Here is a 12136-nt window from a genome sequence, read left to right as displayed (position 1 = left end):
GTTTTTAAGAATTTACCAGTGATTGAAAGGTCAACAGTTTTCCTCGGTAATATTCGTATTGTTCTCTTCGTGCTTTGATTACCGCAGGTAACCCAATCGAAACATCATTGACCAAAGCATCAAACTGGTCTAAAATCTTAACGATACGTTCTTGTTCTTCGATTGCTGGAACGGGGACACGGAATGTAGGTAAACTACCACTTCTTAATCTTGTAACTTTGGCACCCTGAGCATATTTCTTTTTAAATTGAAAAAAACTGTCTGTTTGCAATAAATAACCAATAAACTTTGGATTTTGATTGTGACGAAATGCTGAAGAATCTCCACTTATGCAAATATCTTCTTCGCCAAGCCATACAACTGCTTTACAAACATCTTCAATATTTTCGCTTACTCCTGCAATTATTAGATCTCCTCTTTTTGCTTTTCTAAGTTTTTTTGCTAATTCTTCAGAAACAAATGATTTAGTTTTCGTAGCATAAGTTCCATAAAAGGTATAAATCTGTCCATAATGAATGCAACCAACCCCTGATTCTGCAAAATCACTTTTTTGTAAACCACTACCTCTGATAAATTCTCCAACTTCTCTCAAAGTTTTCCATTCCACTTCTTTCCCTTCAAAAGCAAGCAATTGGTTTCTATAATATTCATATTGGCGCTTTCGCGCCTCCAGCTCCGCCTCCAGCTCCGCCTCCAGCGATGTGAATTTGTCGAGAATTTTTACAATTTCTTCTTGGATTGGAAGTGGCGGGATTGGGACGTAGATTTTCTCTATAACGATAGCATCCAACGTAGGTATTCCAGCTCTTCTCACTTTTGAACGTAAAATATGTTCTTCCGTTAAAAGATAATGATAAATAAATCTACTTAAAAAACTTTCATTATTCTCCAAACAGTAACATCCGTCAGATGACCAGAAATCTACTGTACTAAATCCAACAGTTCCGGCTGAAGCACCTACGTTAATTATCATTACAGTATTTGCTTGTCTGTTTGATTGTTGATATTTTCCAAGAGGTTCTAGACCACCATGAAAAACCGGATACTTTTCGTCTTCTGAAAGTAAACTTTTTGTTAACCTTCGTCCTCGTAGAACTTTTGTAATTTCTCCTATTTGTTTAAATTCAATTCCATTAGGACAATATTGTAAAATCAATTCATCTATTTTACTCATACCACAACATTTTCCAAATCATTAACAATAGCATCAATTGAATTACGCAACTCCGTTTGTCTTGCCACAATCTCGGCAATGTGCTGGTTTAGCATTATAATGTCTGTGGCGACTGTTGTATTTTCCTGTTCGATGTAATTGCTTACAGCAATGTTATAATCATTCACCTCAATTTCTTTATTGTCCACCAGTTTTGCAAAATGATCAACGTCTTCTCTTGCTACAAAAGCGTCTAGAATCTTTCTCCGTTGTGTGTTGGATAATTTATTTTTATTTCCACCACGTGTAAATTCGGCAGACGCATCTATAAATAGAGTAGCATTGTCTTTTTTACTTTTCTTTAAAACAATAATACAGGTCGCAATAGAAGTTCCAAAGAATAAATCTGGAGGCAACTGGATGACAGCATCAACATAATTATTATCTATCAAATACTTACGAATTTTCTGTTCTGCACCACCACGGTACAACACACCAGGAAATTCTACAATTGCAGCTGTTCCTGAAGTAGCCAACCAAGACAGCATGTGCATGGTAAATGCTAAATCAGCTTTAGACTTTGGTGCTAAAACACCTGCCGGAGAAAAACGGGGATCATTAATCAACAAAGGATTGGCATCGCCTTCCCATCTAATAGAATAAGGAGGATTAGAAACAATAGCATCAAATGGCTCATCATCCCAATGCATAGGATCCATCAAAGTATCACCGTGGCCAATATTAAATTTCTCAAAATTAATATCGTGCAAAAACATATTGATACGACATAGGTTATAAGTTGTGATGTTTACCTCCTGACCGTAAAAGCCTTGTCGAACATTTTCCTTTCCTAGAACTTTAGCAAATTTCAATAGAAGTGAACCGGAACCACATGCAGGATCATATACTTTGTTTACAGAAGTTTTTCCCACCACTGTAATTTCAGCTAACAATTCAGAAACTTCCTGAGGCGTAAAGAATTCTCCTCCGGACTTTCCTGCATTACTAGCATACATCGTCATCAAATATTCGTAGGCATCACCAAAAGCATCAATATTATTGTCCTGATAATCGCCTAACTTAAGTCCAGCGATTGCCTTTAAAATTTTTCCCAGTCGGGCATTTCGCTGTTCAACAGTTCCACCGAGTTTGTTACTGTTCACATCCACGTCATCAAATAATCCTTTCAAATCATCTTCACTGTCTGTTCCGTTAGCTGAGGATTCAATATCTTTAAATATTCGATGTAAGTCTACATTCAAATTTGAATTCTTCTCCGCGTTAATCTGGATATTGAAAAAAAGTTCTGATGGTAAAATGTAAAAACCTTTTTCGTTTACGGTGTCTTTACGACCAAATTCAGCCTCTTCATCAGAAAGCTTTGCATAATCGAAATCAGTATTTCCTGTTTCCCATTCTGCTTTATTTATATGTGCCTGAAGATTCTCCGAGATAAATCGGTAAAACAAGATTCCCAAAACATAAGATTTAAAATCCCATCCATCTACACTTCCTCTTAAATCGTTGGCAATCTGCCATATCGCACGGTGTAACTCGTCGCGTTCCTGCTCTCTAGTCATTAATCTTAATTATATTTAAAAAGTATTTGCTGAAATTACATAAAAAGCATTTCACAAGAAGTATCACATATTGAATTATTCCATTCGTTTACCTGAAATTATCATATAACTTGTTGAGAGTTAAATGCTATTTATTTAATTTTAAATACAAAAAATTTGGTAACGCAAAATAGACATAGGTTTGTCTATTCATTTTGTGAAATCTTTTCCATTTTGCTATTGTTGGTTCAGAAAACTTTCGTTTTTGAGACAGCTACTTTTTGTTAGTCGCAATTAAAGCACTTTATAAGTACAACGAAATCCAATAGGGTCGAATACTATCAACATACGCAACCAGCAAAATTTGTTTTTTTTTGGCTATCTTTACCACATCGGAGTGGGGCATATGTTGATGTTGTACAACCGCCTTAACTTTATCCTTACAAAATATTACTAATTTTAGGTGGGTTCAATTCAATGAACTGAAGCTTCTAATATGTTACAAATTTACTTGAAAACCTTAGGTTTTATCACCTACAGATGTAAGACCTACTAGCTCCCAGGGCGTAACTAATCCTTTTTAGTCCTTGGGAAACATTGTTAAAATATTTATAGCATGATATTAATGTCAATTAGGTTCAATATGATTATGGCTTCAAAATCATTACCTTAGTCAAAGGTGCTAAACCATGTTTTATGATTGACGCTAAAAAGTTAAAACAGTATAAATATTTGAAATTTTTCCCTATCCCGTTCCTAGAAGATCTATTAAACGGTCAAGTTATTCCCTTCATAGGTGCAGGATTTTCATTAAATGCGGTTACACCAAAAGGTAAAGCAATGCCAGATTGGTTCACCCTGGGGAAGCTTATTGCCACCGATCTTGGTTCAGATTACGACTTTAGTGATCCGGTTGATGCCATTTCTGCGTATGAGCATGAATTCGGGAGAGCAAAATTGATTGAAAAGGTTAATGGTCTTTTGCTGACTAGCAGAGTAAAGCCAGGCAAGGCTCATTTGGCCTTTTCCGAGGTGCCGTTCAGATTGGTCGGTACGACGAATTTTGATTTTTTAATAGAAAAGGCGTATGAGATGACCGGAATGTTTTATTGTCGCCCACTAATTGATGAAGAACACTTAGCAATTAATCACAACCAAAATGATGAAGTCGCGTTATTGAAACTTCACGGAGATCTGAATCATCCAAGACGTATGATCATTTCAGAGGAAGACTATGACAGATTCTTGATTACTTACCCGTTGCTCGCAACTTTTTTAGCGAATATTTTGATCACAAAAACGTGCCTATTTATAGGCTATAGCCTAAGTGATCCTGACTTTCGTCAGATCTGGCAACTAATCAAAGACAGACTTGGAAAGTTGAGACGACATGCTTTTGTTATAGGAATTGGAACGACCCCTCAACTGGTAGCAAAATTTGAAAGGCGCCATGTAAAGGTTATTAATCTGCCTAAAACACCAGGCAAAACCTTTGACGAAATTTTACAAACGTTGTTTGAAGAAATGCGTGATTTCTGGATGAGACAGCTTCCAAATCATAATATGGTTACTGAGGAAGGTTCAAAAATCCAGCTATCCCTAAATGAGGATCAAAATTCAAGACTGGTGTATTTCGCTATCTCAAGAACGGACATTTCCTACTATAAGCGTTACATTTTTCCAATAATAGAGAATTTAAATTATGTTCCAGTCACTATCGAAGATTATGGACCAACTATAAGCAATAGACTAGCAGCAATTATAACTTTAGTTGAGAGATCGGCTTTTATAGTTGTTGACGTATCTTCAAGTGAGAATAGTAATGAGGTTGGGATCATCTTTAATAGTAAGCGTAGACGAAATACTATCATTGCTATTATCAATCAACAATACAATGGCCTGGAACATGTCGATGTAGAGCTTTCAATAGAGCAGCGTGCGGGTGTAAGATTTATAATCAAACCAAAAGATTTTATTGAAAAGCCTGAGGATTTTGAGGAAAATTTTGAAGAAGGCTTTAAAATGGAAACTCGTGGTAAAGTTTCAAGTATTAAAGATGAGCCCGATAGACTATTTAGAAAGAACGAGTATGCCGCCGCTGTGGTATCCTCAGTTACCTTATTGGAAGATGCATTAAGAAATAGGTACAAACAAGATGATTCACATCGTCCTGCTCTGCTAAACGAACTACTGAAGAATGCACAACAAGAAAATATCATAACAGCCCAAGAGATGATGTATATGCGCGATTGGATTTCAATTAGGAACAGATTGGTTCACACTTCAGAACGTAACATTACGAAATCACAGTCAAAAAAAATTATCGATCAAATAAACAATATTATTGAGCTAATGGACATATTGTAATAGTAAGCTAATCAGGCAATTTTGTCTTTTAAATTTAAGAAAGGAATCTCAGATCAATTCATAACATAGATCATTTAATAAGATTTTATTCTTTTTATTGTCCACTTAGTTCTTGGATAATTCTGTTGTGCACCTAATACCAGATCGATTTTCTTATCCCTTCCGTCTCTTAGCATTTGTCTAAAATTGAAGCCTGGTTTAGGCCCAATTTTATTTGACAAAACTTTACCTTGCGCTAATAAGTCTGCGCACTCGTCTGGGGTCATTTCATCTATATTATTTTTATACATGTAGTATTGAAGATAGTCGGATATGAATTTCACATCTGAATTCTCGAATGCGCTCATCATGGGATTGTTGGAAAGGTCATATTGAAAATTTTACCTATAAAGTATCTGGTGCTTTATTTCTATTTTTATTCACGCGAACTAGAATCCTAATTAAGCCAAACAAACCAAGTATAACAACGCTAGCAAAGATTGAAGTACTTGTTTGGTATTGTTCAATTTTGCTTGGCTTCAAAGCACCAATGAGAATTGTAAGAAGTACCCATACCACAAGAAACACTTTGTACCATTTTACATTTGCACCAAAGACACCTTTCAGGGAAAAGTATATTGATAAACCTATGACTAAAGCCAACGCTAATGCTTCGGCTAACAGTAGTATTATTGGTTTGTATGAATCCATTATAATAAAATTTTAGGAGATTATCTTTTATCTAACAATGAAAATTACTATCGTTTATTGAGATTTTTAATTCGCTCCGGACATTACTGCTTAACCAAGTTCCTTTCGAATGTAATTAGAGGCAGCTGTTAACCGCCACCAAGTCAATGTTCGTTTATTGAGGCAAAATTTTAATATCGAATCCTTGGTCTATCAAAAATCCGCCAATTTTTAATATCCAATGATAAGGAATTCAACATTCTGTACTTTATTATGGCTAAGCGCATAAGTATAATCTCCTAAACTAATCAACCTAACATTATTTTTATACTTTCTTACTAAATTACCGAGTTCCTCAATAGATGGAATACCAGTATTACGGTATGAAATTACAATTATAGAGGAACTATGCATTTTCAATAGGTTATCAAAATCATTGATAATTCTATCTTTATTTTCGAATTCCGAGGACTTGTTTATTATAATTTCATGGTGATTTTTATTGAAATTTATCTTTACTTCGATTTCATCATAATTCACTAATCCCTCTAAGAAATGATATCTTGAATGATAAGATACATGGCCATTTTTTCTAAAGTACGGTGGGTCTATGTAAACTAAGTCTGCAGAAGCCTTACATTCCAACGCAGAAGAATTTAGAATTATTGGTAATTGAACACCTTTAATGCAAAATTCATCTAACTCTTTATTGAACCTCTCAAATAATTCACTGAAAGATCTTTCCCAGGTTGTTTTGTTACCAAAATTACCACCCGTAAAGTTAGTTCTTAGGTTCAGGTTTTTTCTGTGAAATAAGTTGTATGGCCTTTTGATTAAACATGATTGTATTAGAAGATAGAAAGCAGCGTTACGTTTGCCTAAATCATTCATGTGTTGAATGTTTTGTACCGCTATGTCAATGATGTTGTTTTCTATTTCCGGAAAATAAATTCCCTTATAATGTTCTGCTACAAAACTTTTATAGGTTCTACCCGCTTTAGGTTCAAGTAGATCAAGAGCCTCATCTTTGCTAAGGTGATTAAAACAATTTCCAATTAATGCATGAGCATTAATACAATTAAACTTGAAAATATCGTTATAAATTACGGATTTACCTTTCGTTTTGGAGAAATATGAGAATATTCCTGAGCCACCAAACACGTCCAGTGTTGATGTAAATTCTATCCCGAGCTTTTCAAATTCATCCCAGATCTGCGTTATTAATTTTCTTTTGGAGCCATAATATCTTGTTACCGGAAGCTTTATTCTTGACATATGACCTCAATCAAATTTTTTAAATTCTCAAAGTTGGGTTCCGAAATACAGTTTAATTGTCTGTTTGCAAATTGTGGAATTGGTACTTGAAAATTATAAGGTATAGTAGACAGGTTATCTCGCCGTGTATTATATCCTCCATCTGTTGGGGATTGATCGATGAAATATTTCTTCCTTTGGCAAGTTTTATCACTAAATGCAGAAATCAAATAAAATTCAATATTTAGCCTTTCCGATATGCTATCCAACTGTCTTAAGAGTTTACTACACTTCACTATATAACTTTCTATATATTCATCAGTCAGTTTTGTTTTAGCTTCAATGAAACACAATTTCTTCGGCGTCTTGATCAAGAAATCAAATTCTCCAACATTGCTATTATTCGTATAGAGCTCAAAGTTTTTTATATACTGTGATGTATGTGCAAGTATTGCTTGTTCTAAAAAGTCTTCAAAAAAGTTGCTTAGAAAATAAAATGCAACCTCAGGCTTCAAGGTTAGCTTCATGGAGTTACTCTTTGAGATAGGGGCTTTTGCATCCCTATAATAATCCTGTGAAACACTATTATCATTGCCCTTTATCCAATGAAGCAAATTATATTTTTTTCCAATTTTCTGATTAGTATAAATTCCTAGCGAAGTTTTGCCTTGTTCACTCGTTACATAAAACTCCAAATCTGCAAATTCTTCTAGCTTGGTTATTTGGGTTACACATTCAAAAAACAACTCATATTCACCTAATTGATTTTGTAGCTCTATCGGTAAATGTAGATTCTTTTCAAGGTTAGATAGTAAGTTGCTTAGAGCATCTTCTTTCACTTTTACCCTGAAACTCTTTTGTAGGTCTGTTTCGAAATCATTTCCTCGTCCAACGGGTTTTTTAAAAACTTCCTTGAACATTAGCCAGACATAATTAATATAATTGTCTGCCGATATAAACCTACCCAGATCAGAGTTTACGAGAGGAAAAAATAGACTTTTATATGTAATTCCAATTTCATCGTACTCCCCCTCCTCGTTTTGTGTAAAAATTTGATTAACTTCATTCTCGGCTCCAAATGTCAATCCAAAATCTTGCGACAGCTTTTGATTATTAATCAATAAATCTTTCTGATCGATTTCAGATGTTGTAATTGAATCAGCCTGGAAATATAAGCTTGGAATGTAGGGAATCCAATTTTTTCTTTTGCTCGTTAATGTTACTACAGATTTAAATAGATCATCAAACCCTACTTTAGTAAGTTTTTTAACGTTTGCCTGGATTTCTTGATCTTGGATTGACTCAGTGAGGTGTAGAAATATTTTCTTTTGTTTTATATATTCATTTAAATTGTTTTTTATGTCACGTACTTCTGAGTTGGCACCATCAACTATTAAAATTTTTCTTCTTTTATCAACTATATATAAATCGGTGACACTGAAGTCAATATCATCCAATATAGTTGAATTATAAAAAGTGGCAACTTTTGACGCTAGATCATCGACTGTGGACTCAGAATCTAACCTTATCCCCATCTCTCGTAGGAAGTCAGCTGAGTATAATGATGTAATTGAAAAATCTGGGTTGCTAATCTTAGCAATATCATTTATCAAATTACAATAAAAACCTATTGGGTTACTGAGATCTATATCGTAGTCGATTAAGTTAACTTTACTTGTATTGTCGAACATATTATAGATTTTTCTCCGTATAGTTAACAATAATCTTTGCTATTGCAGCTGTATACTCAAAATTGTCACGATACATATTCAATAAAACAAACATGTCATCGGGTGAATAATCTAAGATTTTATACTCAGCAGCATTATTAATTTCAACATCACTATTACTAAGTTCTAATTTTTCAGGTGCATAAATAACAAAGTTATAGTCTATAGGGGCAGGGATGTTATTTAACCTCATATTCATTTCAGATTTATCTACAAAATCATTGAATAAAAAGTAATGTGTTTTCTTTCCTTTGTGATCAATAAAATATTGATACCTTCGACTTAAATCACCATCATCTGTGATAAGGTAATTGTCTTCCAAGTAATATTTGAGTGGATCAAAAAACTTCTGATTCAGTGATTTGAATGCTCCATCCAATTGAAGTTTCGTCTTTATATTGATAAAAAGTTTTTCCAGACCTTCTTCAATCAGCATCTCACTAATACTTAGCCGTACTACCTGATCTCTTAAAAGCTCTATTGAATGTTGTAAAATGTCTCTATTTCTTTGATGGTTAGCTTTCATCAATTGACCTATGATGTTGTCAAGATCTGACTCATTACGATTCGTATCAAATAACTCATTTAGATACCTCATCAATTCAGAAAAATCATCTCGATTCGAAATCGGTGGTAATGTTAAAAGACTTGTGCGAATCCGGGTATACAATGCTTCGTTAGCAGATTGAATTTCGAAAGCTCCAGTTGCATCTGTAAAACATGTTAGAATATAGTGTCCTTTAATTTTATTAAACAGATCGATTAACTCTCGATAAGACGTTAGGAAATGATTTAATCTAAGCTTCGACTTTTCTTGAATCTTTTCAATTTCATCGATGCCAAATATTATGTAGTGATTTGATTTGGCTAAAATGTTTAAGAAAACAACAAGTACTTCTCTTCTATCGAAATCCATCAATTGCGGAAGATCAAACTCCTTAAAATGGCCTTTGGTATATAATCGACCAGTACCCAGAAATATCAATTTTTGAATTTGCTCATCGGTTCTAGACGGATTAAATAATTGAATTGTAAACTCTTTTATACCCGAGAAATTGGCTTTGAAGTTATCCGCAAGCTCCTCTGCAATTCCTTGACGATTACGTAAGGATTTAATATATGATATAAGATTAAGTGAATATTTATCTTGGATAAGTTTTAGTAAAAAAATTACCAAATCTGGCTGCTCTCTGTCTGCGCGTGAGTAAACTACATCTATCCCAAACTTATTCGATTCAAAGAAAAGTTGCAGATATTTCAGGAGATTCGTTTTTCCATTCCCATATTGAGCAATTATCAAGTTGGTCTGCATTCTATCTCCATCTATATCAGAAATGTTTTTTGCTATGACTTTCTTAACTATTTGTTGATTTACTACAAAATACGGTAGGTTCGGAACTTTACCTTCAGACAGATCTCTACGTAATGTTTCGAGAGATTGTTCATTAGGATTTAATTTTTCCCAAATATTATCAATATTCATATTTAAATTCCTTTAATCCTTATTTTTATCACTGGCGTACTTCGTACTTTAAATCTTTTACGTCTGTCTATTGAACTCACAATATTACTTAAAAAAATATGCTTTTTTGACTTTTCAGTTTCGTAGTATTCATTAAGAAAAGCTTCAAAGTTTGGCATAGACATTTTCATTGCTTCTCTTAAATCGTGAATATTAACGAAGCCAAGCTCATCTAAACTTTTACTTAATAAAAACTTATAATTACTTTCAAAGCGTTCCTTTCTTATTAAGAAGGAAGAATTTTTCTTAAAGGTTAGGTCTAAATATTGTTCAAATCTATTATTTAAAACGTTATACCAATCTTCGAATTGGCTGTTAGATTGTATTGTTTTTTTAAAGCTAGGGCTTGGGATATAGTTTTTATTCAATAAATTCAAACTGCTTATCCAATAAGTTCTAACTGTATTATAGTTACTCAAACTTTCTGAAACAAAATGGAAGTTTCTAATGCCATAATATTTATCAAGAAAATCATAATGGATCTCGACAATATTTTTAATTTTTTTCACATGTGCTAGTCTCTGAAATAAGCAAAGAGATACTAGCATTAAAAAGTCTTTTTCCAATAGCTTCACCTTAAAGAATTCCTTTTCTCCTTTAGAAAGTTTAAAAAAACTACTCTTCAGCATTAAAAGTTTGTAGGCATCTTCAGTTAACTCATTATTTGCATCAATTAGTCCTAATTTATCTTTGGTCATGTTGACAAAATAAGAAGCTGCTTTATAAGTTGAAAAGATTTGCTTTTGCAAAGCAGTTTTCTCAGCTTGGCTGATCGCATTTTGAATCATTAGAATCTTTTCTTCTTTTTTGAGACTATAAATTGCTAGATAGACTTCATGGATCGCAAATTTACTTGGGATTCCATTGTAGTCCTGTAAATCATTAGCTTTATATTTTTTATAAAGTTCGGTAACCAGGTACAGATAAAATTCAAGATTTGTTTGTGACGGTTTAATGTTTCGACTATGGTTAATAAATTGACATACCCACTTAACTGCTTTTAAGGGTTGACTGAGTGGCCTATGTAAACTAATAATAAATGGAATTTTAACGTTCATTGCATTTAGATATTAGGCAAACTTAAGCTTCATATTCCTTAAAAGTGAACCTTTGAGCTTTAAATTCATTTTATTTCGACATTTTAAATAAATGATCAATATATCTAAATGGGGCGTGTTATTGCGCCAGTTAAATTTAATCGAAATCCCTTTTCCTGATCGGCATTTATTTTATAGGAATTGGCGAGTTCATCTAAAGTCTTCTGATGGTCACTTGTTGCTCGTTCAAGTTTTTTGTTGAAACACTAATGATTCTGCTTTGCTTTTTAGCTTCGGCTTGATCTTCTTTAGCTGATAAATATTGGGCATACCCTAAACAATTTATATATAATCACTTTGACTTCAATAATTCAATTTTTTCTTTCTCACTTGCCAGTAACCTCTCATAAAGTTTTTTGTTCTCTTCGAATAATTCCACAACCTTATCTATCGGATTAAAGTTTGGCTGAACATTAATGGCATTTATTGTCGAGCTATCATTACTAGTAAAAGTATTAGAGATTATATTTAATATAGTTTCTTCGTTGAAGCTTTTTATTCCCTCAGAACTAACACCTAAAATTTGAGCGATTTTATCTAATGTAGAATCCTCAATCTCTTCACTCTGCTCAATTTTACTGACTGCTTGCTGGCTTATCCCTAATTCCGCTGCAAGAGCTTCCTGCTTCATACCTCTTAATTCACGGATACGTGAAACTTTTCGTCCTATATGCGTGCGAGTGTTTTTTTCTGAGGTTTCCATATTCCAAATATATCTAAAATTTTCTTTTGGTAAGAAACAACTTAGCTATTGTATTATACAATCGGCTGTGGTTCGGTACGGC

10 protein-coding genes are annotated in these 12136 nt (G+C 33.5%); 1 reads left to right on the top strand and 9 read right to left on the bottom strand.

Annotation, left to right across the window (positions count from 1 at the left end):
- Positions 1 to 4: 4 nt before the first annotated feature.
- Positions 5 to 1174: a restriction endonuclease subunit S gene (locus tag AN34_RS02430; RefSeq protein WP_029281933.1), complete on the bottom strand. Its 1170-nt coding sequence runs from the start codon at positions 1172 to 1174 to the stop codon at positions 5 to 7.
- A complete protein-coding gene (locus tag AN34_RS02425) occupies positions 1171 to 2733 on the bottom strand; it encodes a type I restriction-modification system subunit M (RefSeq protein ID WP_029281931.1) in 1563 nt (520 codons plus the stop codon). The genes AN34_RS02430 and AN34_RS02425 overlap by 4 nt, the downstream gene beginning before the upstream one ends.
- A 675-nt stretch (positions 2734 to 3408) precedes the next feature.
- Here AN34_RS02425 and AN34_RS02420 point away from each other — a divergent pair.
- Entirely contained in the window at positions 3409 to 5079 is a 1671-nt protein-coding gene (locus AN34_RS02420) for an SIR2 family protein (protein ID WP_029281929.1), read from the top strand.
- A 74-nt stretch (positions 5080 to 5153) separates the two neighbouring features.
- On the opposite strand, the gene AN34_RS02415 is transcribed toward AN34_RS02420, so the two are convergent.
- The 7 genes from AN34_RS02415 to AN34_RS02385 all read right to left on the bottom strand — a co-directional run bounded on the left by AN34_RS02415 (position 5154) and on the right by AN34_RS02385 (position 12054).
- Positions 5154 to 5429, bottom strand: coding sequence for a hypothetical protein (locus AN34_RS02415; RefSeq protein ID WP_036676348.1), 276 nt, complete (start codon positions 5427 to 5429; stop codon positions 5154 to 5156).
- 34 nt (positions 5430 to 5463) lie between these two features.
- Positions 5464 to 5769 (bottom strand): hypothetical protein, encoded by a 306-nt coding sequence (locus AN34_RS02410; RefSeq protein ID WP_029281925.1) that lies wholly within the window; start codon positions 5767 to 5769, stop codon positions 5464 to 5466.
- Positions 5770 to 5979: 210 nt separating this feature from the next.
- Positions 5980 to 7023, bottom strand: coding sequence for a DNA adenine methylase (locus tag AN34_RS02405; RefSeq protein ID WP_029281923.1), 1044 nt, complete (start codon positions 7021 to 7023; stop codon positions 5980 to 5982).
- Positions 7011 to 8693: a hypothetical protein gene (locus AN34_RS02400; protein ID WP_036676346.1), complete on the bottom strand. Its 1683-nt coding sequence runs from the start codon at positions 8691 to 8693 to the stop codon at positions 7011 to 7013. The genes AN34_RS02405 and AN34_RS02400 overlap by 13 nt, the downstream gene beginning before the upstream one ends.
- 1 nt (position 8694) lies before the next feature.
- On the bottom strand, positions 8695 to 10215 hold the full coding sequence (locus AN34_RS02395; protein WP_029281919.1) for a hypothetical protein: 1521 nt from the start codon (positions 10213 to 10215) through the stop codon (positions 8695 to 8697).
- A gap of 2 nt (positions 10216 to 10217) precedes the next feature.
- Positions 10218 to 11312, bottom strand: coding sequence for a hypothetical protein (locus AN34_RS02390; RefSeq protein WP_029281916.1), 1095 nt, complete (start codon positions 11310 to 11312; stop codon positions 10218 to 10220).
- 331 nt (positions 11313 to 11643) lie between these two features.
- Entirely contained in the window at positions 11644 to 12054 is a 411-nt protein-coding gene (locus AN34_RS02385; RefSeq protein ID WP_029281914.1) for a helix-turn-helix domain-containing protein, read from the bottom strand.
- Positions 12055 to 12136 lie beyond the last annotated feature (82 nt).

Source organism: Pedobacter sp. R20-19, from assembly GCF_000708265.2.
Classification (GTDB): Bacteria; Bacteroidota; Bacteroidia; order Sphingobacteriales; family Sphingobacteriaceae; genus Pedobacter.
This window is presented reverse-complemented; position numbering and strand designations above follow the sequence as displayed.